Source organism: Allobosea sp. 05T422_2 (assembly GCF_056396265.1).
The window spans coordinates 1-26,582 of record NZ_JBFTLD010000089.1; the positions used below are offsets into that span (position 1 = coordinate 1).

General features: G+C 62.6%; 24 protein-coding genes and 3 pseudogenes. 20 read left to right on the forward strand and 7 right to left on the reverse strand.

Features of this window, described 5'->3' with window-relative positions:
• Positions 1 to 412: 412 nt before the first annotated feature.
• The 3 genes from AC1DJT_RS16840 to AC1DJT_RS16850 all read right to left on the reverse strand — a co-directional run bounded on the left by AC1DJT_RS16840 (position 413) and on the right by AC1DJT_RS16850 (position 2,808).
• Positions 413 to 625: a hypothetical protein gene (locus AC1DJT_RS16840; RefSeq protein ID WP_476769091.1), complete on the reverse strand. Its 213-nt coding sequence runs from the start codon at positions 623 to 625 to the stop codon at positions 413 to 415.
• 299 nt (positions 626 to 924) lie between these two features.
• The gene (locus AC1DJT_RS16845; RefSeq protein ID WP_476834479.1) at positions 925 to 1,470 is read right to left on the reverse strand and encodes a cupin domain-containing protein; all 546 of its coding nucleotides are present in this window, start codon (positions 1,468 to 1,470) and stop codon (positions 925 to 927) included.
• Between the two features lie 654 nt (positions 1,471 to 2,124).
• Positions 2,125 to 2,808, reverse strand: coding sequence for a GntR family transcriptional regulator (locus AC1DJT_RS16850; RefSeq protein ID WP_476769089.1), 684 nt, complete (start codon positions 2,806 to 2,808; stop codon positions 2,125 to 2,127).
• Positions 2,809 to 3,062: 254 nt separating this feature from the next.
• On the opposite strand from AC1DJT_RS16850, the gene AC1DJT_RS16855 reads away from it, so the two are divergent.
• The 6 genes from AC1DJT_RS16855 (at position 3,063) to AC1DJT_RS16880 (ending at position 9,516) form a co-directional block, all read left to right on the forward strand.
• The gene (locus tag AC1DJT_RS16855; protein WP_476834480.1) at positions 3,063 to 4,445 is read left to right on the forward strand and encodes an aminotransferase class III-fold pyridoxal phosphate-dependent enzyme; all 1,383 of its coding nucleotides are present in this window, start codon (positions 3,063 to 3,065) and stop codon (positions 4,443 to 4,445) included.
• Between the two features lie 72 nt (positions 4,446 to 4,517).
• The gene (locus AC1DJT_RS16860) at positions 4,518 to 5,405 is read left to right on the forward strand and encodes an aminotransferase class IV (RefSeq protein WP_476834481.1); all 888 of its coding nucleotides are present in this window, start codon (positions 4,518 to 4,520) and stop codon (positions 5,403 to 5,405) included.
• A 29-nt stretch (positions 5,406 to 5,434) separates the two neighbouring features.
• Complete coding sequence (locus AC1DJT_RS16865; protein ID WP_476833157.1) at positions 5,435 to 6,448, forward strand: amino acid ABC transporter substrate-binding protein; 1,014 nt, start codon at positions 5,435 to 5,437, stop codon at positions 6,446 to 6,448.
• Between the two features lie 58 nt (positions 6,449 to 6,506).
• Complete coding sequence (locus AC1DJT_RS16870; RefSeq protein WP_476834482.1) at positions 6,507 to 7,613, forward strand: amino acid ABC transporter permease; 1,107 nt, start codon at positions 6,507 to 6,509, stop codon at positions 7,611 to 7,613.
• An 8-nt stretch (positions 7,614 to 7,621) separates the two neighbouring features.
• Positions 7,622 to 8,740: an amino acid ABC transporter permease gene (locus AC1DJT_RS16875; RefSeq protein WP_476769085.1), complete on the forward strand. Its 1,119-nt coding sequence runs from the start codon at positions 7,622 to 7,624 to the stop codon at positions 8,738 to 8,740.
• A gap of 80 nt (positions 8,741 to 8,820) precedes the next feature.
• Positions 8,821 to 9,516 carry an IS6 family transposase gene (locus AC1DJT_RS16880; protein ID WP_476769084.1) on the forward strand — a complete coding sequence of 232 codons (696 nt, stop codon included), beginning with the start codon at positions 8,821 to 8,823 and terminating at the stop codon, positions 9,514 to 9,516.
• Positions 9,517 to 9,581: 65 nt separating this feature from the next.
• On the opposite strand, the gene AC1DJT_RS16885 is transcribed toward AC1DJT_RS16880, so the two are convergent.
• The gene (locus AC1DJT_RS16885; RefSeq protein WP_476834483.1) at positions 9,582 to 10,226 is read right to left on the reverse strand and encodes a TetR/AcrR family transcriptional regulator; all 645 of its coding nucleotides are present in this window, start codon (positions 10,224 to 10,226) and stop codon (positions 9,582 to 9,584) included.
• 101 nt (positions 10,227 to 10,327) lie between these two features.
• Between AC1DJT_RS16885 and AC1DJT_RS16890 the strand changes: the two genes are divergently transcribed.
• The 6 genes from AC1DJT_RS16890 (at position 10,328) to AC1DJT_RS16915 (ending at position 15,936) form a co-directional block, all read left to right on the forward strand.
• The gene (locus tag AC1DJT_RS16890) at positions 10,328 to 10,732 is read left to right on the forward strand and encodes a VOC family protein (protein WP_476769082.1); all 405 of its coding nucleotides are present in this window, start codon (positions 10,328 to 10,330) and stop codon (positions 10,730 to 10,732) included.
• Positions 10,733 to 10,898: 166 nt separating this feature from the next.
• On the forward strand, positions 10,899 to 11,519 hold the full coding sequence (locus AC1DJT_RS16895) for a DUF1801 domain-containing protein (RefSeq protein WP_476833153.1): 621 nt from the start codon (positions 10,899 to 10,901) through the stop codon (positions 11,517 to 11,519).
• A gap of 126 nt (positions 11,520 to 11,645) precedes the next feature.
• Positions 11,646 to 12,350 (forward strand): IS6 family transposase, encoded by a 705-nt coding sequence (locus AC1DJT_RS16900; RefSeq protein ID WP_476834484.1) that lies wholly within the window; start codon positions 11,646 to 11,648, stop codon positions 12,348 to 12,350.
• Positions 12,351 to 12,981: 631 nt separating this feature from the next.
• Positions 12,982 to 13,494 carry a ribosome hibernation-promoting factor, HPF/YfiA family gene (gene hpf / locus AC1DJT_RS16905; RefSeq protein ID WP_476834485.1) on the forward strand — a complete coding sequence of 171 codons (513 nt, stop codon included), beginning with the start codon at positions 12,982 to 12,984 and terminating at the stop codon, positions 13,492 to 13,494.
• Between the two features lie 283 nt (positions 13,495 to 13,777).
• Positions 13,778 to 14,332, forward strand: a complete 555-nt coding sequence (locus AC1DJT_RS16910; RefSeq protein ID WP_476834486.1) for a hypothetical protein — start codon at positions 13,778 to 13,780, stop codon at positions 14,330 to 14,332.
• Between the two features lie 128 nt (positions 14,333 to 14,460).
• Positions 14,461 to 15,936, forward strand: coding sequence for an ABC transporter substrate-binding protein (locus AC1DJT_RS16915; protein ID WP_476834487.1), 1,476 nt, complete (start codon positions 14,461 to 14,463; stop codon positions 15,934 to 15,936).
• Positions 15,937 to 15,972: 36 nt separating this feature from the next.
• On the opposite strand, the gene AC1DJT_RS16920 is transcribed toward AC1DJT_RS16915, so the two are convergent.
• The 3 genes from AC1DJT_RS16920 to AC1DJT_RS16930 all read right to left on the reverse strand — a co-directional run bounded on the left by AC1DJT_RS16920 (position 15,973) and on the right by AC1DJT_RS16930 (position 17,982).
• Entirely contained in the window at positions 15,973 to 16,761 is a 789-nt protein-coding gene (locus AC1DJT_RS16920) for an N-acyl homoserine lactonase family protein (RefSeq protein ID WP_476769076.1), read from the reverse strand.
• A gap of 14 nt (positions 16,762 to 16,775) precedes the next feature.
• Complete coding sequence (locus tag AC1DJT_RS16925; protein WP_476834488.1) at positions 16,776 to 17,534, reverse strand: SDR family NAD(P)-dependent oxidoreductase; 759 nt, start codon at positions 17,532 to 17,534, stop codon at positions 16,776 to 16,778.
• 100 nt (positions 17,535 to 17,634) lie between these two features.
• Complete coding sequence (locus AC1DJT_RS16930) at positions 17,635 to 17,982, reverse strand: hypothetical protein (RefSeq protein ID WP_441509092.1); 348 nt, start codon at positions 17,980 to 17,982, stop codon at positions 17,635 to 17,637.
• 201 nt (positions 17,983 to 18,183) lie between these two features.
• Here AC1DJT_RS16930 and AC1DJT_RS16935 point away from each other — a divergent pair, with 201 nt between their 5' ends.
• The 8 genes and pseudogenes from AC1DJT_RS16935 to AC1DJT_RS16970 all read left to right on the forward strand — a co-directional run.
• On the forward strand, positions 18,184 to 18,336 hold the full coding sequence (locus AC1DJT_RS16935; RefSeq protein WP_441509100.1) for a MucR family transcriptional regulator: 153 nt from the start codon (positions 18,184 to 18,186) through the stop codon (positions 18,334 to 18,336).
• A gap of 1,885 nt (positions 18,337 to 20,221) precedes the next feature.
• Positions 20,222 to 20,359: pseudogene (locus AC1DJT_RS16940) on the forward strand (IS6 family transposase); the annotation flags it as partial.
• A 365-nt stretch (positions 20,360 to 20,724) separates the two neighbouring features.
• Complete coding sequence (locus tag AC1DJT_RS16945; protein ID WP_476834489.1) at positions 20,725 to 21,750, forward strand: amino acid ABC transporter substrate-binding protein; 1,026 nt, start codon at positions 20,725 to 20,727, stop codon at positions 21,748 to 21,750.
• A 65-nt stretch (positions 21,751 to 21,815) separates the two neighbouring features.
• The gene (locus AC1DJT_RS16950; RefSeq protein WP_476834490.1) at positions 21,816 to 22,919 is read left to right on the forward strand and encodes an ABC transporter permease subunit; all 1,104 of its coding nucleotides are present in this window, start codon (positions 21,816 to 21,818) and stop codon (positions 22,917 to 22,919) included.
• 19 nt (positions 22,920 to 22,938) lie between these two features.
• Positions 22,939 to 24,009, forward strand: coding sequence for an amino acid ABC transporter permease (locus AC1DJT_RS16955; protein ID WP_476834491.1), 1,071 nt, complete (start codon positions 22,939 to 22,941; stop codon positions 24,007 to 24,009).
• The gene (locus AC1DJT_RS16960) at positions 24,006 to 26,108 is read left to right on the forward strand and encodes a chorismate-binding protein (RefSeq protein WP_476769071.1); all 2,103 of its coding nucleotides are present in this window, start codon (positions 24,006 to 24,008) and stop codon (positions 26,106 to 26,108) included. Before AC1DJT_RS16955 ends, AC1DJT_RS16960 begins: the two co-directional genes overlap by 4 nt.
• 118 nt (positions 26,109 to 26,226) lie before the next feature.
• A pseudogene (locus tag AC1DJT_RS16965) lies at positions 26,227 to 26,316 on the forward strand (IS6 family transposase); the annotation flags it as partial.
• Between the two features lie 36 nt (positions 26,317 to 26,352).
• Positions 26,353 to 26,582: pseudogene (locus AC1DJT_RS16970) on the forward strand (IS6 family transposase); the annotation flags it as partial.

The following is a 26,582-nucleotide window of genomic DNA, read 5'->3' on the forward strand; positions in this document are numbered from 1 at the left end:
AAGGGCCCGGCTGCTCTCTTTCGACCCTTGGAGCTCGGCTCGAACACGCGCCGTCGTGCGGGCGCTGCCATGAAGAACGCTTCCCATAATGCATCCTCCTCCTGACGACTCAGGATCGATGATGCACCATCAGATTTCGGGACTACACATCTCGAAGAGGGCACCCTTTGCGCCAAATTTTCGGGCATTTGGCGAGGTTCCAACGCTTCATCGTATGCTCTCCCGCGCCTGCGCGCGACACGCGCGAACGGTGCGCAATTCTAGCAGGAACTAGCTGGCCGCACCCGCCGAAAGGAAATTTCAGCAGCTGGCGCGGACCAGTTTCGCCCTCGAGCAAGCGGAGGTTCTCACGGAGCCGCAGGCGCCGCCGGCAGGCCGAGCGCGATCGGTTTCGACGACCGCCGTTGCCGCGTCAGGGCGGTACAGGACGATGCAGCCAAGCGACCGTCGCCAACGAGCGGGTGACAGAAACGGCGATCGCGTGAGCGATCTGATGGCAACCCAGCTGCAGGCGGAGCAATCTCCGTGTGAGCCGCCACTTCGCTGCGATACTTTGCGCGGCGGCGACGTCGATGTCGACGATCCGGTCATGGCCGACAAGGTCGTGGCGCTGGTCGAGAAACATTGCTTTGCCCTCGTTCCGTTCGCGAATGGGGACGAGCCGACCACGTCCTTGAAGTGTAGGCAGTATATGGCCCCAGCGTTCTACTAAACCGCATGAGCAATGAAAGCAGGTGGAAATCGATGGCGCTTGGTAGCTGAGGGCGGGCTGGATCATGCCCGCCCGCCCTGYAGACAACGCCGCCACAGACACCTGAACACTCTCGTCTGGGTCATCATCACGCTCGGGTATTGCTCCCACGATCGACGATATTTCCATCAGGTCCGGAGTGCTTCTCCGGTAAACGCCTTTCAGGAACACGTCTAATATGTTGGGGGCGTGATGGCGCTCACGATCTCGCTCGGCTCGTCCGCGGCGTTGCGGAAACGATGCGGCTCGCGGCTATCGAAATAATAACCATCGCCGGGCTGCAGAAGCGCTGTCCGGCCCGACACCGTGACCTCGACCGCGCCGCGGATGACGAGGCCGCCTTCCTGGGCCGAATGAACGAAGGCTTCGCCGGTATCGGCTCCCCGAGGATAGGTTTCATGGAGCATCAGCATTGAGCGGTTAGGGTAACCTGCTCCGATCACGCGATAGGAAATGGCATCCGCCCGGCCGATTTCAGCCATATCCGCTGCGCGGCAAAACGGATCCGTGGGCGAAACCGCATGAAAATCGAGAAAGAACCCCGAGAGGGTCGTCCMTAGTGCGTCGAGGACCGCATGCAGCGTGTTGAGGGAGGGGCTGATCAAATCCCGCTCGATCAGCGAGATCGAGGAGTGGGAGACGMCCGAGCGCAAGGCGACGGCTCGGACGGTCAGCTTTCGGCTCTGGCGGAGTTCTCTCAAACGATCGCCGATCTTCATGTCAGCCCCGTCATTGCGTACGGGATATCAAAGCGCATTCGGTGAGTATCATCAACAGAGCTATGCGCCGACTTGAGCTGTGGAGAAGCTTTCAGCGGATCCCGCTCAACGAATATGGCCTGCTCGCGGACCTGGCGAGCGAGGTCATGCGCCATGTCCGTGGTTTTGCTTCGAACCGCGGCCGGCCCTCGCATCCCGGTCAGTGCTTCGCCTGAGTCCTCGCGGCTGCCAATTTAGTTCTCCTCATAACGAGAGAACCCGTCTGGCCAACGGGAAATTCGCGCATCGAATCTGGCTTGTCGCAATGTCAATTTTCTGGACCTGTTGTTCGCTTGGTTCGGCCCAAAGCTCGATAATCAGGCGCCACTTATAGACCGGGAATTGGCCCCATCAGAAGGTACTTCCGCGATACCGATCGAGACCTCCCCTCTCTCGCGCAGAGTTCGACGAGAAGTCGGGCCTGAGCGCCGCTGATCTGTACGTGCCTCCCCGCATCGAAGGCGTTGTTGAGGGCAATCGGACCACAGACGCGTATCAGGCCCCCCCTTGCCGAGCGGACCGAGTTCGTCACGGAGGACTTGCCGCGGCGGCGAGGCCTGCGGCGACGTGGACCGGCAAATAGGAATAGGTTCGATCCGGTTCGAAAGTCGTTTGCTACAGCGTCCAGCCGAGGCGGGCGTACAGGTAGCGCTGATAGGTCAGGATATCGACGCGGCGCAGGTCGCGGATGCGACCGGGATCGCGCGTATGGACCGCCAGCGCCAGTTCTTCCATGACATGCGTCGAGAACTCCATGAAGTCGGGCTCCTCGTGGACTTTCACGCTGAGGCAGAACGCGATGATCGGCGCATTGCGGACGCGCAGCCGCCGGATCAGCGCCGCMAGCATCGCCGAACCGCAGCGCTCCGCGATGAAAAAGGACCAATCGTGGAAAGCGAGCATGTGCTCGCCCACACTTCCCCCGCGGTAGGCGCTGCGTACAGCCTCGGTCAGCCCCTGCAACGCCTGGAAATCCGCCTCTTGCGCGCGCTGGGCGAAACGCGCCGCCGCCTCGCCCTCGGTCAGTGAGCGCAGCAGCCAGATGTCGTCGCAGACAGTCCGGTCGAGCGCCGGGACCTGGATCCCGCGCGCCGGCGTTATCTCGAGCGCCTCCTCGGCCACCAGCGAAGACACTGCATCGCGAACGGGTTGCATGCTGGTGCCGAAGCCGGTCGCAAGCGACCGCAGCGAGAGTTTGGCGCCGGGATAGAGTCCACCCGAGAGCAATCTCTGCCGCAAGCCCTCATAGACCTGGATCGAGAGCGTGTTGGCGTTCTTTGCGCCATCGCGCTCGATCATGTACCCGCTCGCCTGATCGGGCTCCGGAGACGTCTCAACCTGGGAATGCGGCAGGCGAGCGGCCACGGAAATCACCCCATTCTTGCTTCAACGGCGTGATCACAGCATGCATATGGACACCCGAGAGCATAGACGGACGCTGCACATTTCATGCCCAATCACCGCATACTTTATCATCTGGAGCGAGATTGACGCGGATCGTCATTGCCATATAGTTCTTAATTGTCAACTGTGATCACAGGAAGCTGCATGTCATGAACATCGCCGCACGCCTTTCCAATCATCACTCCGACATGCTGCTGCTGCCCTTCTCGAACCTCAAAAAACTGCGCGAGGAGCGGCCGCTGGTCTTCACCCGTGGCAAGGGCGTCTTCACCTATGACGAGGACGGCAAGGACTATATCGAGGCCGTCTCGACCTTCTATTGCGTGGGCTTGGGCTTCAGCGACGAGGAGCTCATCGAGGCCGCTATCGCTCAGCTCCGCGCGCTGCCGATGTACCCGTCGGGCATCCACAGGACCGTTCCCGTCGTAATGGAGCTCGCCGAGCGCCTGACGCGCGCCGCGCCTATTCCGAACGCCCATGTCATGTTCGCCACGACTGGCTCAGAGGCAAACGACCAGCTCGTCAAGTTCACTTGGTACGCCAATCGCGTGGCCGGCGAGCCCAAGCGGCGCAAAGTCATCTCGCGTCGCGMGAGCTATCATGGCGGCACTATCTTTACGACGGCACTTGGCGGCGGCGCCGCGGTGCAGGAGGCCTTCGGCGTTCCCACCGACGACGTAATCCACGTCACGCACCCGACTTGGCCGCGCGGCGCACTGCCCGGTGAGACGGAAGACCAATATGCGGATCGCCTCGTCGTTGAGATCCGCGACGCCATCGAGGCGGCGGGGCCCGAGACCGTCGCGGCCTTCATCGCCGAACCGCTCTCGGTCTCGGCAGGCATGTTCCCGCCGCCGCGCGGCTATTTCCCCAAGATTAAAGCTCTGCTCGTTGACTACGGCATCCGGATGTATTCCGACGAGGTCGTGACCGGTTTCGGCCGCACCGGCACGATGTGGGGCTGCCAGAACTTCGATTTCCAGCCCGACTGCCTCAGCACGGCCAAGCAGCTTTCCGGTGCCTATCAGCCGATCTCGGCCGTGGTGATGTCGGACGAATTTTACAACGAGTTGGAGGCCGGTTCGGAAACAGCGGGCATCTTCAACCACGGATCGACCTATGGCGCTCATCCGGTCGCTGCGGCCGTTGCGCTTAAGGTTCTCGACATCTTCGAGCGGCGCGACATTCTCGGCCATATCGGCTCCGTCGCGCCCGTCTTCGCCAAGGGGCTCGCGGCGCTTGAAGATCACCCTCTCGTTACGTCCACCCGGGCCCTCGGCCTCGCCGGGGCCATTCAGGTCGCACTGCCGGGCTCCGGGAGTGGTGCGGATGCCGCGCCCTCGCTGGTACCGGGCGGCATCGCAACTCAGATCTACGACGCGGCGCTTGCCGCAGGTGTAGTCCTGCGCCCGCTGCAAGGCTGCCTCGTGCTGTCGCCGCCGCTGATCATCACCGAGGCAGAACTCGATGAGATGTACCGCCGGATAAGGATTGGCCTCGACGCCGTGCTTGCCGAGCTGCCGACCGCTTGACATCGCCGTCGTGCCCCATCAACCGACGCCGCCCGCTGGGCGAGCGGCGCAGCCTTCATCGACGGCGCCTATATGCCGATCGCCGAGGCCCGCATCCCGATCACCGACTGGGGCTTTCGCCGCTCGGACGTGACCTACGACGTGGTTAGCGTCTGGGACGGGAATTTCTTTCGGCTTGACGACCATCTCAAGCGCTTCCGCACCTCGATGGAAGCGATGCGGCTCATCCCGCGCGAGAGCGACGACGAGATTCGCCGCATCCTGCACAAGCTCGTGGCGCTGGCTGGTCTCCGGGAGGCCTATGTCGCCATGGATTGCCTGCGTGGACGCCCCCTCCCCGGCACGCAATATCACCCCAAGAACGCGCGCCCGTATCTCTGCGCCTACGCCATTCCCTTTGTCTGGCTGATGAAACCGGAGGTGATCGAGCGCGGCGCCCATATGATCGTCGCCTCGACCCCGCGCATCCCCGAGGCTTCCGTCAACGCCCGGGCGAAGAACTTCCACTGGGCCGACATGACGGCCGCCCTGTTCGAGGCGGACGAGAGGGGCGCGGACAATCCGATCCTGCTCGACGCCGCCGGCAACGTCACGGAAGGGCCGGGCTACAACGTCTTCTGCATCACCGAGGGCGTCGTCGTAACGCCAGACCGCAACGTTCTCGGCGGCATCACGCGCCTCTCCGTCATCGAGCTCTGCGCCCAACTCGGACTGCCCTGCGAGGTTCGGGACGTGCCCGTCGAGGAGCTGCGCAACGCCGACGAGATCCTCGTCTCCTCGACCGCCGGCGGCCCGATCGGGGTGAGCCGCCTCGACGGTCGCATCCTCAACAACGATCGTCCCGGCCCCATCAGCCAGAAGCTGCGCGAGACCTACTGGGCCAAGCGCAAGGACGGCTGGCATGCCGAGCCGGTTCGATACGAAGCCGCCCGCCCCGAAGAAGAAGGATCGTCACCGTGAATAAAGCAGATCGGACCATCTTCAAGACGATGCTGTCCGCCCTCGGCGCCGCGCTGCTGAGCACGGCCGCCTCCGCCCAGACGCTGCCGGCCCCGGGGCCGACGGCCGAAGCCATCAAGAAGCGCGGCGAGTTGGTCTGCGGCGTCGACAGCGGCATTCCCGGCTTCGCCTACCAGGATTCCGGGGGCGCCTGGAAAGGCTTCGACGTCGACTACTGCCAAGCGCTCGCCGCTGCGGTTCTGGGCGACCCGAAGAAGGTAAAGTATGTTGGCACCACCGCCAAGGTCCGCTTCACAGTGCTACAGTCCGGCGAGATCGACGTGCTGATCCGCGACTCGACCATGACCTTCGCCCGTGACATCGGCCTCGGCCTGACCGAGGTCGCAGTCAATTTCTACGCCGGCCAGGGCTTCATGGTGCGCAAGAGCCTGGGGGTTAAGACTGCAGCGGAGCTGAACGGCTCCACAATCTGCATGATCACCGGCGCAACGCTCGAACTCAACATCGCCGACTTCGCCCGCTCCAAAGGCACGACGATCAACTCGCTGCTCTTCGAGAAGTCGGAGGAAGCCTTCGCCGCCGCAGAGGCCGGTCGCTGCGACGGCTATTCGGACGATACCGGCTCGCTCGCCGCCGCCCGCTCCACCATGAAGGTGCCGGACGACTGGATAATCATGCCCGAGGTCATCTCCAAGGAACCGCTCGGCCTCCATACGCGCGACGGCGACTATCGCTGGTCCGACATCGTCTTTTGGGTCGACACGGCGCTGAAGACCGCCGAGGAGTTTGGAATCACCAAGGCCAATGTCGATGAGAAGAAGAAGTCCGAGGACCCCTTCGTGCGCCGCCTGCTCGGGCTCGAGGGCGATTTCGGCAAACAACTGGGCATCGACAACGAGGGCTTTTACAGGGCCATCAAGGCGGTCGGCAATTACGGCGAGATCTACGACGTCCATTTCGGCCCCAAGGCGCTCGGCCTGCCGCGCGGCTTGAACAATCTCTGGTCGCAGGGTGGCCTGCACTATCCTCTTCCGTTCCGGTGAGATCGCCGGCATGGCTCGGACCAAAACCACATCCGGCAGCAACGCCGCGCTGTGGCCCATGAAATCATCCCACGCCCTGCTCTGGCAGGGCGTGGTCCTCGGTATCGCCCTGCTCGTCCTGATCTGGTTCGGGCACAATGCGGCGAGCCATCTCGCGCGCCGCAACATGGAGTTGGACTTCAGTTTTTTATGGCGCCCGGCCGGCTTCGCCATGCCGTTCCAAATCACAAACTTCAGGCCGACGGACAGCTACGCCATGGCGTTGGTCGCGGCCTTCTCAAATACGCTGCTCGTTTCCGCGCTCGGCGTCGTCACCACCACTGTCCTGGGCCTCGCGCTCGGCGTGATGCGTCTCTCTACCAGCTGGCTGATGCGCAGCGCCTCGGGCGCCATCGTCGAGCTGATCCGCAACACCCCGCAGCTCCTCCAGATCGTCTTTTGGTATGTCGGCGTGCTCCAGCTCTTGCCGCAGGCCCGCCAGAGCCTGTCCTTKGGAGGCCTGTTCTATCTCAATATCCGCGGTCTGTTCCTGCCCTATCCGCTGGCGGGCGACAGGACACCCCTGATCGCTGCCCTCCTGGTGCTGAGCCTCGTCCTCGTACCGCTGCTGTGTCACTTCCTGCCAATGCGGCGCAAGGGCACGCGCTGGCTCTGGCTGGTACCGCCCACCCTCTTTGCCGCACTGGTGGCGAGCTTGTCGGGCTGGAGCGCTCCGACGCTCAAAGGTTTCAACTTCACGGGCGGAATGGTGATGCCACCGGAGTTCGTCGCGCTCTGGGCCGGGCTTTCGCTCTACAGTGCCGCCTTCATCGCTGAGATCGTCAGGGGTTCGGTCGAGGGCGTCGCCAAGGGCCAGCGCGAGGCGGCCTACAGCCTGGGGCTGAAGCCTTGGCCGACGCTCCGGCTGGTCATTCTGCCGCAGGCGCTCAGAGTCATGATCCCGCAGATGACCAACCAGTATCTCAACCTGATCAAAAGCTCCTCGCTCGGCGCGGCCATTGCCTATCCGGAGATCGTTCAGATCTTCGCCGGCACGGTGCTCAACCAGTCGGGCCGTGCGATCGAAGTGATGGTGATCCTCATGGGCGTCTTCCTCGCTGTCAATCTCTTGGTCTCGGCGGGGCTCGCGCGGCTGAACGCCCGGTTMGCGCTTAAGGAACGTTAGGAAGCACGATGCCGAGCGCCGAAACGACCTCCATCGTCACTGTCGTCCCAAGGCACCCCAGCCCRCAGCTTGCTTCGGCAACGGCGATCATTCGCCGCTGGATCCGGACGAATCTCTTCGGCTCGTTTCGCGGGGGGCTGGTGACGCTCCTCACCGTTGCGCTGCTCGTCGTGCTGGTGCCGCCACTCCTGCGCTGGTTCGTCACCGATGCCGTGCTCCAAGGTCGGAGCCGCTCGGTCTGCGGCACCGGCGCCTGCTGGGCCTTCGTCACCGACCGCATCGACATGTTCCTCTTCGGTCGCTATCCGGCGCCGGAGCGCTGGCGCGTCAAGCTTGCTGGGCTTGTCCTGCTCGTTTTTGCTGTCGCGGCCGCCTGGCCACGCAATCCGCGCCCGGTGCTTTCCGTACTGCTTCTTGTCACGCTCTGCCCTCTCATCGCCGGCACGCTACTGCTCGGTGGCGTCTTGGGCCTGCCAGTCGTTCCCACCGACCAATGGGGCGGCCTCTCGCTCAACGTGCTGCTGACCTATGCGACGGTCGTGATCGCGCTCCCGATCGGCATCGTTCTGGCGCTCGGCCGGCGCTCAAGCCTGCCGGCGATCAGCTGGCTCTGCACCGGCTTTATCGAGCTGCTGCGTGGCGTGCCGCTTCTCGCCGTGCTGTTCATGGCCATGGTGATGCTGCCGATGTTCTTGCCGGAGGGCACCAGCTTTGACCGGCTGCTGCGCGCCATCGTTGGACTCTCGCTCTTCGTCGCCGCCTATCTTGCCGAGGTCGTCCGGGGCGGGCTGCAGGGCATCGATAAGGGGCAATACGAGGCTTCCGCCTCGCTCGGCCTTAGCTACTGGAACGCGCATCGTCTCATCGTGTTGCCGCAGGCCTTCCGGCTGACCGTGCCGGGCATCGTCAATACGGTGATCGACCTGTTCAAGGACACTACACTCGTCTCGATCATTGGCCTGTTTGACCTGCTCGGCATCATCGGGCAGGCGCTAAAGGACCCGAACTGGCTGGGCCTCGGCCGCGAAGGCTACGTCTTTGCTGCCGGGGTCTTCTTCATCTGCTGCTACGCCATGTCCCTTTACAGCCGCAGCGTCGAGCGTCGGATCGCACAGGCACGGCATTGACCCGAGGCCTGACTGAACCATCGGCATTGTCACGGCGTAGCGGAGTTGTTGCGCCTCGATCGGGTTGGTRGCMATTGAGCATGGCAAAGATCAGTTACAGCGGTTATCGCTTGCCCCCCGCGATCATCCAGCAGGCAATCTGGCTGTATCTCCGGTTCACCCTCAGCTTCCGCGACGTCGAGGATCTGCTGGCCGAGCGCGGAATTGCCGTGTCCGACGAGACGGTGCGCCGCTGGGTGAACCATTTCGGACCCAAGATCTGCGCCAATCTCCGCCAACGCCAACCAAAGCCTCACGCCACATGGCACCTGGACGAGGTCTATCTCAAGATCGACGGTCGCCTAGTCTATCTTTGGCGGGCCGTTGACTCCGAAGGCGAGGTCCTGGACGTCCTGCTTCAGGCAAAAAGAAACAAGAGCGCCGCGCTGAAAGTGCTGCGCAGACTACTCAAGAAGCATGGCTTCATACCGGAGCGCTTGATCACGGATGACCTGCGTTCATATGGAGCGGCAGTCCGGGATCTTGGGATCTCGGATCGGCATCGACGCGGTCGCTGGTGCAACAATCGCGTGGAAAATTCGCATCAGCCGACACTACGACGAGAGCGCAAGATGCAGGGTTTCAAGAGCCCGGGTTCAGCCCAGAGATTTCTCTCGACTCACGCAGCCACCTCCAACACCTTCAACGTCCAGCGCCATCTCATTTCCGCGAAGACCCACCGAGCTTTTCGCTCTTCGGCGATGGCGGCGTGGTGGGCGACCGCCGCGGCCGCCTGATCGAGATCGTCAACCAGTGTTGTCGCGTCGATCGTTCGACAACGTGACAATGCCCGCGTGGGCGACTACGCCGAAGGCTTCGCCGGCTCGCCATAGGCGACGAGGAATGTTTCGACCGTCGCGTCTGCGTGGCCTTCAAGCTCGGCTTGGGAGCGCGGATTCTTGTTACCCGTGAACATCGCCTCGTTCATGGGAATCCAGAGCAACATTCCAAAGAAATGGCTCGCGGCCAAATACGGGTTGGGTGTACGAAGAAGCTGCCGGTTTGTCAGCTGCTGGAAGCAGGTCGCCATCGAGGCAATCATGCGCTCGAACCCTTTTTCATACCAGTCGCGGCCGAGCTGAGGCATTCGATCGGCGTTGGCGATGATGAGGCGTCGCAGCTTCAACCGCTCTTCGTCCATCAGCGTCGACATGAAGCGTCGAGCGACCTTCTGCAGTCCCCCCGTCATGAATTCCGCCTCGGTAAGCAACGCGGCGACCGCATCAAAGGTTTCGGTAGCCTGAGCGGCCGACGCGCGAATGACCTCGCCAAAGAGCGTCTCCTTGTCGACGAAATGCTTGTAGACCGTCTGTTTGGAGACGCCGGCCTTAGTAGCGATCTCCTCCATGCTCGTTCCATCATAGCCCTGGCTCACGAACGCCACGGTGGCCGCGTGGATGATATCACGCTMCTTGCGCGCCGATCGGGTTTCGCCATCAACCTTCATGCCATCCCCACTTCGGTACTAGACGGTTCCGTTCCGCATGTGATAGGCAAAGACATAGTACTAGACCGACCAGTACTCCGCCTGAGGAGCGAACCAGATAAATGGTTAGGATGATTTTCGTAAATCTGCCAGTGCGCGATCTGCCGGCGGCGACACGCTTCTACCTTGCTATCGGAGGCGCGTTGAATCCGCAGTTCTCGAACGACAAAGCCAGCTCCGTGATGTTCTCGGACTCGATCGGGGTCATGCTGCTGACCCACGACCACTACCGACAGTTCACCGCGCGGCCGATCGGGGACCCCAAGCGCGAGAGCCAGATGCTCATCGCGCTCACCGCTGACAGCAAGGACGAGGTGGACGCCACGATCGGAAAAGGTGTGGCGGCCGGCGGCCGCGCCGATCCGAATCCAGCCCAGGACCTCGGTTTCATGTTCAACCGCCACATCGAGGACCCAGACGGGAACGTTTGGGAGGTTCTGTGGATGGACCCCTCCGCCATGCAATAGCGGCCACGCGCGCCGAGGCGGCCCAGCTCCATCGATTTGGACGAAAGCGCCAATGCAAACCTGGGTCTCTGGCCCGGCGCTCCGATCTTCAAGGAAGAAGCGCGAGCAAGGCGCGCTCGATCCTCGAAACCACCCATAGATCATTCGATCAAGAGGCGAAGTCAGGATGCCTGGTCCAGAACCCAAGGTCGACGCGTACGCCGAAGGCGTCGAAGCGTTCGCCAAGCCGATCCTGGCGCATCTACGCGGCGTTGTCCGCTCGACCTGCCCGGAGGTTGTCGAAACCTTGAAATGGGGAAACCCCCATTTCGACTACCGAGGCGAGATGATGTGCATTTTTGCCGCCTACAAGTCGCATTGCGCCTTTTCCTTCTGGAAAGGCTCGCTGATGAGCGACCCGCGGCTCAAGGCGAGCGTCGATTTGCCGGCGTCCAAACGCTTCATGGGGAAGTTGACGAGTCTCGCGGATCTCCCTGTCGACGCCGAGCTTATCGCTTGGGTCCAGGAGGCCATGTTGCTCAACGAGCAACGCGCGAAGGTCGCGCCCCGTAGGTCATCCGCGCCCGCCAAGGCTGTCGTCGCGTCTCCCGCTTTCGTCGACCGCCTTGCGGCTTCCCCATCGGTCAAGACGATATTCGAGAGCAAGTCGACGTCGTTCCAGAAAGAATACGTTGTCTGGATCGCCGACGCGAAAACCGAAGCCACGCGCGACAAGCGGATCGACGAGGCGCTTGCCTGGATCGCCGAAGGCAAGGGCCGGTTCTGGAAATATGCGAAGGGCGGCTGAGGGCTTTCGCCCCCACTGGAGACAGCCGATCAGCGAGCGCGATCCGAATGGAAATCGTCCACGGCTGGCGTTGCGGCGTTGTCACGTTAACTCCGGCGTGGCGGCAAACCGTGTAGGTGGACTGGCATGAGCCAGCCCTGCGTCAGCTACAAACGCCATCGGTTCCCACCGGCGATCATCGCTCATGCGGTGTGGCTGTACTTTCGCTTTCCCCTGAGCTTGCGCCTGGTGGAGGAGATGCTTTTGGAGCGCGGCATTACCGTCTCGTATGAGACGCTGCGGCGCTGGGCGTTGAAATTCGGGCGGGATTACGCCCGCCACCTCAAGCGCAAAAGGCCGAGCCGCCGCGACCTCTGGCACCTCGACGAGGTCGTCGTCACCATCGCCAGCCAGAAGCACTGGCTGTGGCGCGCAGTCTATCAGGACGGCTATATCCTCGATGAGATCGTGCAGACGCGACGCGACACCAAGGCAGCCACGCGCGTGCTGAGGCGCCTTCTCAAGAAGCGGGGCTGCCCGCCCCGGCGCATGATCACCGACCAACTCGGCTCCTATGCCGCCGCCCGGCGCCAGATCATGCCGGCGATCGAGCATCGCGCGTACAAGGGCCTCAACAACCGCGCCGAGAATTCGCACCTGCCTCTGCGACGACGCGAGCGGGCGATGCAGGGCTTTCGCTCCCCGGGAGGTCTGCAACGGTTCGTCGCCGTCTTCTCCGCCGTCCGCAATCAATTCGTTCCGCCCCGGTCCCGTCGCACCGCCCTGGCCACCCATCTGCATCGCCTAAACGCCATGGCGCGCTGGAAAGCCGTGGCTGGCGTCGCGGCCTGAGCCTGTCATCAGGCCGAATGCTCCTCTTGCCGCCTGCCGGCAGTTAACGTGACAACGCCCCGAAGACACGACCGCTCCCACGACCCTCGCCGCGCCAAAGAAATCCCCTTGATCAAAGGGCGCCGTCCAGACATGACAACGCCTCCGCGCCACACAGCGTAACCTATCCCGTCAATCAGCATCTCCCATCGCCGGTGAAAAGCCAGGGTGTCAGCCGACGCTCGAAGCTGCACTACGTGGGTCAGTGAGATTCCTTTGGCGCGCTAATCCGAGCTCGGATGCGATCCTGATCGGAGGCCTCGAGGCCGCTACAGACAGCGCCAGCGAGCGTCATCGTCCGCGCCCGCCTTCGGCAACAGCCTCTTGAGTTAGGTATCAGCCTCGTCAGCCTGAAAGGATAGTCGCAGCTTTTGATACACCGCCTGCTGCTGCCCCCCGCAATCTCGCTACAGATATTCTTGGCCGAAGGACCTGGCGCCCCCTGATAAGCTCAGCATGCAGAGAACGATGGCCCGCCTCGGTTGTCTGCTCTGGGATCGGCAAATTTTACGCTCTTGCATTCGGGGTCAAAGCTTGAAACCCTGGTCGTTCGTGCTGCGGTTGGGTGGGGAACCCCTAACGGAGGAAGCCGATGCGGCGACTAGCGATGGACAAGCCGATCATGGTCTCAGGCCATAATGTCGAGCTTGGGGACGCGCTCCGCGAATTCGCCGAGCGCAAGATCGAAGAGACMGYCGGGAAATATTTCGGGCGGATCACCGAGGCGACGGTGCAATTCAAGAAGACGGGGGCCTTCTACGCCTGCGCAATCCGGTTCCGCTCGCGTGGCATGCAAAACCTCGCCGCCGAGCACGAGAACGTAGAAATCTACACTGCCTTCAACATCTGCCTCGAAAAGCTCTCGAAACAGCTTCGCCGCGCCAAGCGCCAAATGCGCGAGGACAAGGCGCAGCGTCCCGACAAGGTCGCCATGGTGAATGAAGGGCTGCGCGCACCGCCGCTTCCGGCCTCCGATCTCGGCGAGGAGGAGAGCTACAATCCCGCCGCCGTGCCCACCGATCCCTATGCAAAGGCACTGATGCAGGCGAGCAAAGCCGACATCGAAGCCCGCCACAGCGATCCCCGCCGGGAAGCAGTCGAGTAACGCCCGACCCTACGAGGGGTCAGAACAAGAGCTGCTCAAAATCTTACGCTAAGGTCGAACGGAGCATGAACATCATCCGGCGGTCGAATTAGTGCTGGCAGGACTTGCCACGGCGCCAGTCTCGGGATGGGTAGCCGACTGTGAAGCATCGAGACGTGGCTGTGCCACATTCTTCGACAGACAGGAGAACCGTTCCGGAGGCTCGCAAATAGCACTGTACAAACCAGTTCCAATTGGCACAATCTCTGCTTCCAGCTTTCGTCCTCAGTGTTTTGAGCAAGGCATGCAGCGGCGGGCCATCTTCGTCACCTCTCCGCTCAAGGCTGAGCCTGTCCCTCGCATCCACCAAGCTGCCGGGTTCGAGGCCGAGGTTGCCTTCAATCCGGATCTGGTGYCGCCGACGCGTCACATCGCCGACCGCAAGATCGTTTTATCGTTCCAGCGAAAATCGGAACGGGAAGCACGCTCGCGAAGTCCCCCTGCCCGTGGGGCGATCCTCTTGGACTTTCCCGCTGGCCTTATCGATAGTGACATCGTCATCAGCACCAGTCGCGGCGTCCATGCCAAGCCGTCGGCTGAATTCGCCATGATGGCGATGCTGATCCGATGTGAAGCGTCATTCCTACCTGAGCCCCGCAGTAGCCCAAGACTGAGCTGGCAGACTGCCCAGTCGAGCGAGAACTTCGGACGGTGGCGAGGCTGTGATTGGCCGGCTTGGATTGATTGTGCCGAGTGGCCTTCCGTAATGAACGACGTCCCGACTGTCATTCCATTTTTGCAGATAATCCGCTTTTCCGCGGTGGACGGCTTCGAAAAATCTTTGGAGGGCGAACAATGAGCAAAGGCGAGCGGGGCATGTTGATCAATAGGTTTCTAGGCGCAGCATCTTTGGCTTTGGGGCTCGCCGCGGCCACGCTGGCGTCGGCTCAGACCCTGACTGTGGGCGTACGTGCAGGTCCGGAATCGATGGACCCACATTTCAGCGCGCTCGGTGTCCATGTCGAGGCGCTCAAGCATGTCTTCGACACGCTGGTCAAGTCCAACGAGAAGCTGCAGGTCGAGCCGGGGCTAGCCGAGTCATGGAAGCCGGTCGATGCAACCACTTGGGAGTTCAAGCTCCGCAAGGGCGTGAAATTCCACGACGGCTCGGATTTCACCGCAGAGGACGTGAAGTTCTCGATCGAGCGCATCGCCAATGTCACCGGCCCCAATCCGGCGACGCTCTACACCCGACGCGTCAAGGAGGTGAAGATCGTCGATGCCTTCACCGTCCATCTGCTGACCGAGGGCGCCGCGCCGACCCTGCCCAACGATCTTGTCAGGCTGTTCATCGTTTCTTCCAAGGCGGCTGCCGGTCTCAATCGCGAGACCTCAAACGAAGCCTTCAACACCGGAAAGGCCGCGATCGGAACCGGGCCCTATAAACTCGTCTCCTGGACCCCGAAGGCTGATCTGACGCTCGACCGCTTCGACGGTTATTGGGCCGGCCCGCAGCCCTGGCAGCGGGTCGTGCGCAAGGAGATCGCCAATGACGCGGCGCGCGTTGCTCAATTGCGCGCTCGACAGGTCGACATGATTGCGCGCGTTTCGGCCAACGACGTCGCCTCGCTGCAGAAGGACGCCAAGCTCAGCGTACCGACGCAGGACACCATCTTCGTCTTCCTGCTTGATTTCGATCTACGCGAGAAGACGCCGCAGGTCAGCGCCAAGGATGGCTCAGCACTGCCCGCAAACCCGTTCCGGGATCCGCGCGTGCGCGAGGCGATCGACCTCGCCATCGACCGTGGCCAGCTTGGCGAGATCGCGATGGACGGCATGGGTTCGCCGGCGAMGCAGCTCGTCTCGCAGGGCATATTCGGCTACAATGACAACATTCCCGCCACCAAGGCCAACCTAGAGCGTTCGCGTCAGTTGCTTAAGGAGGCCGGCTACCCCAATGGCTTCAAGTTCACCCTGAGCTTTACCGTGGATCGCCTCCCGGGCGACCGCGAAATCGGCACGACACTGGTCCAGATGCTGGCGCGGGTCGGAATCGACGTCGCCGCCAACGGCGTTCCGGTCTCCATCCTGTTCTCGGCCCGACCACGAGGCGAGCTGTCGGCGACCATGGCCGGCTGGGGCACGATAACCGGGGAGGCCTACTACACCTATTCGGCCATCGCCCATTCCAACGATCCCGCCAAGAAGCTCGGCCAGTTCAACTGGCGCGCCTATGCCAACCCGGAGGTCGATCAGCTGATCGACGATGCTGGCGGAGAGCTCGACGATGCTAAGCGCCGCGACATGCTGAACAAGGCCGCTGGCCTCTTCATGAAGGATCGGGCGACGCTGCCGCTGACCGTAATCAAGTATGCTTGGGCCGTCTGGAAGGATCGGGCCCAAACCGTGCGACTACGCAGCGACGAGGAGACGCTGGCGATGGACATCGTGCCTGTGAAGTGAGAAGCCGACACTGGTAGTTTCAATCGTTGCGCGGAGTCAGTCGAGCCGCGCGACGATCCCCTTGGCGGCTTCGGAGGCTGCCGGAAACCGCTCCATGATCTGCGGATCATGCCCMGGGATCACCAGCCGGGGATCACTGGCGAGTTCGCGCAGGCGCTTGAAGCCTTCCAGCGTTGCGCCGACATTGTAGATCCACGGGAACGGGATATCCCGCTCGAAATTCTCGAAGAAATGGGTCGCGTCCGAAGCGAGCACGAGCCAGCCCTTTCGCGTCTTCACGCGCACAACCTGCTGCCCCTCGGTATGGCCGCCGACGCGGTGGAGCGTGATCCCGGGTGCGAGCATGCCCTCGTCCGTGTGATAAGCGACGCGCCCTTCGAAGAGCTTGCGCACCGTCGCGGCGATGTCCTCTGGATCGTACCCACCGCGCAGCATGCCGTGGCACATGCACGGGCCGGTGGCATAGGCCATCTCCGACGTCTGGAGATGAAACCGCGCCTGCGGGAACAGATGCTGGTTGCCGCAGTGGTCGTAGTGCAAATGCGTCAGCACAACGTCGCGAATGGACGCGGGTTCGATGCCGAGGAGCGCGAGCCCTTCACTCGGACAGCGCAGATGTTGGCGGCCGCGGGTGCGCGCTACATCGGCATTGAAGCCCGTATCAACGACGACAGCGCCTGACGGACCCTTGATCACGAAGACGAAGTAGTCAAACGGCATCGGCCCGTCATGGGCATCGCCACCCAGGAAATTCTCGCTGCGCCTGCGCGCCGCGTGGTGGGCGAAGCGGATGGCATAGACCTCGTGAATCGGCAGATCGGTCATAAGCGCAGCCTCGATCAGGTGATGGTCAACCCGCCATCGACTGTGATGGTCGAGCCTGTGATATAGGACGCTCCCTCGCCCGCGAGATAGACGACGGCCCCTGCGACGTCCTCGGGGAGCCCCGCGCGGCCCACKGGGACCGGCGCGAGCTTGCGGGCGCGAAACTCCGGATCAGCGAGCATGTGCCGATTGATATCAGTCTCGATCGTACCCGGAGCGACGAGGTTGACAGTAATACCGTGAGGCGCGAGCTCGAGAGCCATGGCGCGGGCCAACATCATCACGCCGCCCTTAGTCGCGACATAATGGGCAATGTCAGGGTTGGCATGCGCCTGGTTAACCGACGAGACCATGATGATCCGGGCCGGCCTGCGGTGGCCGATCATGAGCTTGGCGGCTTCCTGCGAGCAGGCGAAATAACCCTGCAGATTCACAGCGTGGATACTGGCCCAGTCCTCGTCAGTGATGTCGAGGAAAGGCTTTCGCTGGATGCTGGCGGCGTTGCACACGAGGATGCCGAGACCGCCCAACGCCTTGTCCGCCTGCCTTACTGCGGCGCGGGCGGCGGACGCATMGCCCATATCGGCATGCACGAGCACCGTGTTTCGGCCGAGTGCGCGGATCTCCGTGGCGAGCGTCTCGGCGGCCGATTCACTTCGGTACCAGTGAAGCGCGACGTCCGCACCTTCGCGCGCCAGCGCCAGCGCAATCCCGCGCCCAATCCCTTGGCTGTCGGCCCCGGTCACCAAGGCGGTCGTCGATGCAAGTGCCACAACTTATCCTATCAGCTTTTGCCATTATCGGAGATCAGGAGGACCGCCGCGAGCCTACATGTGCGTCGGTGTGACTTGCCAATCCGTTATGGTTGCGGGTTCAATCCGTCAGTCGGATGGACTTCTCGCTGCACAGATCGATGAGGTCACTATCGCTCTCGACCTCGTCGCTGAACTTGGCAAGGACGGAGTAGCTGCAGCCCGTGGGCTTGTTCAGCTTGAGGGCAATGCTCTTGCCGGGCCCGAGCGGCTTGGTGAGCTTGGCGATCAGGCGCGGCTGCTCGCCCGACGTCGTGATTTCCAGGGAAGCCAGTGGCGCGGTACGCGCGTTCGTCACCTTGACTTGAGCCGGCGGCTTGGGTGATTGGGCGACCGCGGGAGCAGTCGCGAAGCAAACGAATAGGCCGGCGCCGAACAGGCCGGCAGAGATAACGGGCTTGAATTTCATTGTCGTTTCGTTCCCCGAATAGCGAGCTTGAAACGCTCTTGCATATCTCACAACGGCCTTTCGGCGAAAACAAGCAGTCAAAGAGGCTTGGAATGCCGGTAGCAGGTTGCGCCCGGCAGTCGAGTAGAAGCTGTCACCGTTCGATGCATGGATGAGCGGCGAAGCGCTCCTGTCGAGGAGAAGCGTGAACCCGCGGTTTAGATCAAGAAGTCAGTCGCACCCAATGATCTGATCTGCTTGAATGATGGCCGGAAATTCAAGGGCCTCAAACGTCGTCTGCTGACGTCTTACAATCTGTCGCCTGGCGATCACGCCAGAGGCCGTGCCTGCCGCTCTCGACCCAACTGCGTCTGACGGGCATTCTTGTGGATGTTCATCCGGTCCTCCTTCGATGGAGACTGAAGCTTCGCAACCTCAGCTTCCTCGCTCGGGACCGGATGGACAACCTATTGAGAGCTCACACCTAGGGAATTTGCAACAGAACCCCTCGAAGAGCTTGTGCAGTCAGGGGCGATCTCAGACATGGGGCCTGACGTGCTTCGTCATGTTGCGGTGCCGGGACTTGGCGATGTTCATTTCTTCCCTGACGCGGGCGGGCGCTCTGGCCAGCGGCGCGTCCTTCGTCCGATCCCAACGCGCCGGCCAGCACGGCCAGGGCCTTGGCCTCGCCTTCGCTGAAATGGACGATCACCTGGGGCGGGGCATGCGTTCTTGGGTGCGTGAGCGTGTCAGATATGGCGGCACGGTCCTTGCGCCGTTTCTGAGTCGTTCGCGGGACGTTCTTCCGCACTGGCAACATCCTGCCAGTTACGGACAGCGCTGTTCTTATCTGTTCGGGTCTGTTCGGTTGGCGGGGATGTTCGCTGTGAGCGGGCGCATCACGAACGCCGATGCCGCACGTCCACGTCTTGCCGTTCTCTTCATTCCGATCGCCTCTCCTCTCCCGTCCCTCGAAGCACGAGCGTGTCGAGGATACGACGCGTCCATCTGAACGCTCCGGAGCAAATCCCTGCACAGAACCTCCGGCCGTGAAAGGCGAGCCGCCGGTGCTTCGTGAAAAGGGGCTTCTACAATGCCGCGCAGGTTCTGTTGCGATCGCCGGTAGGCGCGGCGGATATCGCACCATTCCCGTAACAATGCCGCCTAGAATCTAAATCCGTCCATCGCAGTGCAGTTTGCGATTCTCGCCGCGGCGTGAACGGGCGAATGTCCAGATCCTATGGCGCCCAGGGAATTGCGTCCGACGACACCCACACCATCCGCCGARCCGCTCCCGGTCATCGTGACGCTTCCCTTCGCGATGTCGCCGCCAAGCTGGCGTCGCACCCCGACGAGGTTGGCCCGGTTTCGTCAGCAGGATCTGTCGCGAGCTGCAGCGCCGCCACTTCGACCCGTCAGATTTCAGTCGGAAAGTATGGGCGCGCAGCGCCAGCGCAGCCATGATTACCCATGGTAATTTGCCTTGGTTGTCGAGCCCGACAGAGATTTTGCCGTGACGTTTTTCTTTGCGTAGGGCTTGCCTGATCTTTAGCGGTTAATAATACTCTGATTCGGAATGTTATTAACCGGTAAGGGACCTCACAGCATGGGCAATGGACCGTCACCCCTGCAGAATGACATTCTTGCGCTGCTGGCGGTATGGCCTGCCTATGTTCATGACGCAACGGCGACGCAGCTCCATATAGGCGACTGGGCACGACCTCGCGATATCATCACCGGGCTCGGTCGGCCGGAAAGTGCTGTCACGAGCGCCTCAGTCTCGCGGGCACTGGCGCGGCTAAGCGAACGCGGGCTGGTGATGCGGGCCGCCGGACAGCCTGCCAGCGTCGGTCGGGCGTTCCGCTATGCCCGAATCCGCGCTCCGATTCCTTAACGGCACTCGAGGAAGTACGGACGGTGACGCAGCGGATTCCGTTGCATCACCGCCTCAATCTCGGAGCGTCAACGAAGTCGACGCTGTGGAGCAATGCGCTGCATGTGGCGACGGCATCGCACGGGACAGCGAAGTTCCTCACTTGGCGGGGCAGAATGAACACTACCTCTTCAATCAGATAATGGCGTTTCGGTTGGGAAAGGGTCAGCGAGATGCGCTATATGGCACGTGCCGGCATCGTCACGCCGTAGCGGAGTTGTTGCGCCTCGGTYGGGTTGGTAGCCATTGAGAATGGCAAAGATCAGTTACAGCGGTTATCGCTTTCCACCCGCGATCATCCAGCAGGCAATCTGGCGCAAGACACAAGGTTTCAAGAGCCCAGGTTCAGCCCAGAGATTTCTCTCCACTCACGCAGCCCCCTACAACACCTTCAACGTCCAGCGCCATCTCATTTCCGCCAAGCCCCACCGAGCTTTTCGCTCTTCGGCGATGGCGGCGGGGTGAGCGGCCGCCGCGGCCGCGTGATCGAGATCGTCAACCAGTGTTGTCGCGTGGATCGTTCGACGACGTGACAAGGCCCAAGTGGCGTTTCTTCCCGGCGAGGGCATGGGCGGCGCTGCCAATCACTGGACCGGCCAGAGCGGGCCTTGGGCGGACTACCATCCGAGCCAGAGGACCCGTCTACCTACCGGCTTCCGGAGGACATCTATGCCAGCATTCAGGTGAATGCGATGGAAAGCGAGCAAGTCCTTTGAGGCTTCGTCAAGCGTGGATCGCCAAAGGCACGGGCCGATCGAGCAATGCTTGCGTTGCCGGATTGGTCTGCCTAAACGTGCGCTCGCGGTCGTGATAATCGGGGAATTCATGCGATGAGATTATGTGAGCTTGCCGTGGCTGCGGCCCTCTTGGTCGCCTCGATGCTGAACCATGCAAACGCCGGCACGCTGGACAGCGTGAAAGCGCGTGGCACGCTCAATTGCGGCGTGGGTGAGAGCTTCCCAGGCTTCTTCGCCGCTGATGCGTCGGGTCGCTGGAGCGGCCTCGATGTCGATTTCTGCCGAGCCGYTGCGACCGCGGTTCTCGGCGATCCGGAAAAAGTGAAATACCTGCCCGCAACGCCGGCTGCGCGCTTTGCCCAGCTTCAGTCGGGCCAAGTGGATATCTTGTCGCGCTCCGTCACTTGGATCATGTCACGCGAAGCCGGGCTCGGCCTTTCGTTCCCCGGCATCACTTTTTTCGACGGTCAGGGCTTTCTCGTCCGCAAATCGGCTGGAATCAAGAGCGCCCGCGAGCTGGAGGGCGCTACGATCTGCACTCAGACTGGGACGACGACCGAGCGAAACCTCGCGGACTACTTCCGCCAGCACAACATGAAGTATAAGCCGGTGGTGTTCGAGCAGGCCGACCAGKTTGTCGCCGCCTATGAAGCCGAACGCTGCGATGCCTTCACGACCGACAAGTCGACKCTTTCGGCACGCCTCGCGAAGCTGAAGGAGCCAAGCGCCCATACCATCCTGCCCGAGACGATTTCGAAAGCTGCCAACGGCCCTGTGGTTCGCCAGGGCGACGACCAGTGGGCGAATCTCGTGCGCTGGACGCTGAACGCGGTGATCGCGGGCGAAGAGCTCGGCGTGACCGCGGCGAAGGTGGATGATCTCGCGGCCAATGCTACAGATCCCGAGATTCGCCGGCTTTTGGGCGCCGACAGCGACCTCGGCAAGCTGATCGGCCTCGACAAAGACTGGGCCGCGCGTGTCATTAAGGCCGTCGGCAACTACGGCGAGATGTACGAGCGCAATCTCGGGCCGAAAGGCGCGATCGTCATCCMGCGCGAAAACAGCCTGAATCGCCTTTGGCGCGATGGCGGCCTGCTGTTCTCGCCCTCCTTCCAGTGACGTCTGGCGACCAGCGGTGAATTGATTCCATGGCGGCCGCTTTTGGAGGTGCAGGCAAGAGCTTCATGCGTCGCCATGGGATCGAGTACGGTGTCTATGCGGCGACGGCGTGCGTCGTCGGGACGCTCGCCGCCATGGCGATTTTCACGCTTCGGGCTCGCGGCATTCATGCAGGTTTCGGCTTTCTCTGGGATACGGCCGGCTTCGACATCAGTTTCGGCCTGATCCCGTTCGATGCGACGAAGAGCTATGCCCGCGCCTTCCTCGTCGGCCTGCTKAATACGCTCGTCGTTTCCGCATTGGCGATTGGGCTGGGAACAGGTCTTGGGCTGGGCCTGGCGATCGCTCGCCTGTCCAGGGATCCCCCGTTGCGCGCCGCAGCGACGGCGGCGACGGAGCTCGTACGTAATACGCCGCTGCTGSTKCAGCTGTTCATCTGGTACTTCATGGTGTTCGGCGCGCTGCCGCCCGTCAGACAGTCGCTTCATATCGGCAGCTTTGCGCTGCTCAACAATCGCGGAATCGTGGTTGCGGCACCGGGACTGAATTCCGTCGCCTGCCTTTGTCTGAGTGCAGGTGCGGCATCGATCTTGACGGCTGCCATGGCGCGGCATCTGCCAGCGACTCTCGGCTTTCTCCAGCGATCTGCGACCAAGGCTGTCCTCGCCATAGGAGGGCTTCTCCTCCTTCTCGCAGGCGTCACCTGGGCCGATTGGGAGCTGCCAGTTCAGCGTGGCTTCAACGTCACCGGCGGCTTCACTCTGCCTCCGGAATTCGCCGCGCTGGTCACTGCGCTCGCAATCTACGCCGCGGCCTTCATCGGAGAAGCGTTTCGGAGCGGTGTCCTTTCCGTGCCTGGTGGCCAGTGGGAAGCAGCCCAGGCGCTCGGCCTCGGCCGCTTCGCCACCTTGCGGCTGATCGTTCTGCCGCAGGCGATCCGTGCTGCCCTGCCGGCACTTGGTAATCAGTTCGTCAATGTCGTGAAGGCCTCGTCGCTGGCTGCGGCCGTCGGGTTTCCCGACCTGATGCAGGTGTTCGGCAAGACCACGCTCAATCAAACTGGACAGGCGGTCGAGGTGATCAGCATCACGATGGCGGTGTATCTCGCGATCAGCCTCGGGATCTCCGGCCTGGTTCATCGCAGTGAAACCAGACGCTGGCGCGCGTGACCGAGACCCCGGCTTCCCCATGTCCGTGACGACGTCCGATTTGCCGCCGCCATCACGCGCGAGCCGGCGATGGGGCACAGGAGGCATCCTACTGCTCGCGGCGATCCTGGTTGCCGGAGTTCTCCTCGGCCCGAAACTGTTTCGCTGGGCCTTGCTCGACGCCGTGTTCCCATGGAGCGAAGCGGCGAGTTGCGATGGCCCCGGCGCCTGCTGGCTCTTCATTCGCGAGCGGCTACCGCAATTCATCTACGGCTATTATCCCGCGCCCTCCCGGTGGCGGCTGAACGTCGGTTTCCTTCTGCTGTTCGCTTGGCTAGCCCTGCCGCTGCTTCCCCGCATCCGCCGGCGAGCGGCCGTGACCGTGACGGGTGCCGCGATCGGGATCGCTGCCGCCTTCATGATGGCGGCCGGCGGTGTGTTGGGCCTGGCGCCTGTGGAAACCGATCAGTGKGGCGGCCTCTTCGTGACGGCGCTCCTATCGGTTACCGCAATGATCGTGTCGCTGCCGGCCGGGATTATTCTGGCGCTGGGCCGCCAGGCCGCCAGCCCCCTCTGGCGCGGGTTGGCGAACATGACGGTAGAAGTCATCCGCGGCGTCCCGCTGCTCGCCATTCTCTTCATGGCCGTGGTGCTGCTGCCGCTCTTCGTTCCCGGTGGAGAGGGGATCGGCCTGTTCACGCGCGTGGTGGTCGGCCTGTGTCTCTACGCCTCGGCCTACATGGCCGAGGTAATCCGGGGTGCGTTGCGCACGATCCCGGCAGGGCAGGCCGAAGCGGCCCGTGCTCTCGGGCTCGGCTATTGGCGCTGCCTGAGCCTCGTCGTACTACCGCAGGCATTGCGCGCCGCTCTGCCCAACATCGTGAGCACCTTCATTCAGGTGCTGAAGGATTCGACGCTGGTGCTCGTGGTCGGCGTTTACGACCTGCTCGGCGTCGTGCAACTCACCGTTTCCGAACCGAAATGGAATAGCTACTCGGCAGAAGCCTATCTCTTCGCCGGCCTGTTCTTCTTTGCGATCTGCTTCGGCCTCTCAAGGGTGGCCGCCCGGATCGAACGGCATCTCGACTACAATCGGACATCATCGACGTGATTCACAGCTTCGCAACCCCATCCGGAATCGTCATCACGCGGGCCGAGGAAACGATCAGCGCGCCTGAGGGGCTCGACGCACTGATCGATACCCTCGGAGCGCGGCAGGGCCTGCTATTACGCTGCAATTTCGCGTTTCCAGGGCGCTACGGACCGCACTGGCTCGGGTTCGTCGACCCGCCGCTTCGGTTTTCCCTCCGCTCGGATCGCCTATCCTGCCGGGCACTGAACGAGCGCGGCACCGTTATCCTGCCGGCCCTCGCCGCCGCTTTGGCGCGTGGAGGCGTCGCCGATCTCGAAACGGGCCTGGATGCCGTCGAGGGCCGTCTCGTCAACGGCGAGACACTGTTCGAAGCCCTCCGAAGCCTTGTCGCCGGGTTGAGTTCGGACGACCCGCATCTTGGTCTCTTCGGCCCCTTCGGCTTCGACGTGGCGTTTCATACGCTGGGGCTGGAGAAACGTGCCCGGCAGCAGGCCGACCACGATGACATGGTCCTCTATCTGCCGGACCGTATCGTCGCCGCCGACCATCCCGAGACCGGCCAGGCCAAGATCATCACTTACGACTTCGCCCTGGGCGCTCGTTCGACGCAGGGGCTCCCGCGCACTGGAAGCGTCTCCACTTCTGCCGCGCCGATGCGGGTGGCCACCACGAGGCCAGAGCAACCCTATGCAGACATGGTGCGCAAAGCGGTCGAAGCCTGCCGCTCTGGCGAACTGTTCGAGGTGGTTCTCGCGCAAACTTTCAGGCGTGAGATGTCAGCGGGGCCCAATGCCCTTTTTCGACTGCTCGATCGCGTCAACCCCAGTCCCTATGAATTCCTGGCTAATCTTGGCACCGAAGCACTGGTCGGCGCCTCGCCGGAAATGTTTGTGCGCGTCGACGGCAGACGTGTCGAAAGCTGTCCGATTTCGGGAACGGTCCGACGGGGGGAAGATGCCGCAGCTGACGCCGAACAGGCGCTCGAACTCCTCAACTCGCCCAAGGCCGCCGCAGAGCTCACCATGTGCACGGATATCGACCGTGACGATAAGGCCGGCTTGTGCGAGATCGGCTCAATACGCCTTCTCGGTCGCCGCCAGATCGAAACTTATTCGCATCTGTTGCATACGGTCGACCACGTCGAAGGGCTTCTTCGTCCCGACCGTGATGCGATCGACGCATTTCGGGCGCATGTCTGGGCGGTGACGCTCACGGGTGCGCCTCGCCGCGAAGCGATCGCCTTCATCGATGCCAACGAAGACGTCCCGCGGCGCTGGTATGGAGGCGCCATCGGGCGGCTCGGCTTCGATGGTCGGCTGGACACCGGCATTGTCCTGCGCTCGATGCGGCTTGCCGATGGAGCGGCGGAAATAACCGTCGGTGCGACGATTCTGCATTCATCCGATCCGGCAGACGAGGAGCGCGAAACCGTAACGAAAGCCGCCGCGCTTTTGCGTACGCTGGACCTCGCATCGGAACAGGCTGCGCGGCCCGAGGCCGTTCCCGCGGCTCCGCACGCTGTCCAAGGAGACCGGGCCACGCGGATACCGGTCACCATTCTGGGCGGTGCGCCCTTCGCTCAGACCCTGGAAGCCCTGCTGGCATCGGCCGGAGCCGACGTTACCCTACAGCCCTTAGCCGCGGGATCGCGGAGACAATGCAGCGGCGGAGTCTATGTCGTCTCCCCCGACCTATCGGACGGGGCGCTCGATACCGCGCGCGAAGTTCTCGCGGAACTCCTCGCCGCCGGACGCCCGGTCCTGGCCCTCGGTCAGGGTATGGTTGCGCTGGCCCAACTGTTCGGCGCCAAGGCCGCATTGGCAAACACCCCACGCCACGGGGAACGTGAGTTGGCGCGACCTTTGGCCGACTCATGGCTGTTGTCGGGCACCGCAAAGCCGCTCGTCGTCGGCTGCTACCACCGCCACGTCATCACGTCGGGCCAAGCTCTAGCTCCCTTGCGGGAAATCGCTCGCAGCGATGCCGGCGAAGTGCTGGCGCTGGAGCACGGGACACTTCCCGTTGGCGGTTTGCTGTTCCGGCCGGAGTCACTTCTCACTCGGGATCCGAAGAAACTAGTTCATGCATTTCTTCAACGCGCTAGTCTAGTTGGGTAATTTTTAGTGACAGGAAAAACATGGCGTCGCGTGCGCGTAGCATTGGGCACAACCGCGCGAATGAGCGATCGCCCGAGATCTTCCAGCCCCTGCTGACCATATATGTGTTCTGAACTCGGGTTCAGCCCAGAGATTTCTCTTCACTCACGCAGCCACGTACAACACCTTCAACGTCCAGCGCCATCTCATTTCGGCGTCGTCACGTTAACTCCGGCATGGCGGCAAGCGGTGTAGGTGGGCGTGCATGACCCTGCCGACCATCAGCTACAAGCGCCATCGGTTCCCACCGGCGATCATCGCCCATGCGGTGTGGCTGTATTTCCGCTTTCCCCTGAGCCTTCGCCTGGTGGAGGAGATGCTTCTGGAGCGCGGCATCGCCGTCTCCTACGAGACGGTGCGGCGCTGGGCCTTGAAGTTCGGGCGGGATTACGCCCACCGCCTGAAGCGCAAGAGGCCGAGCCGCCGCGACCTTTG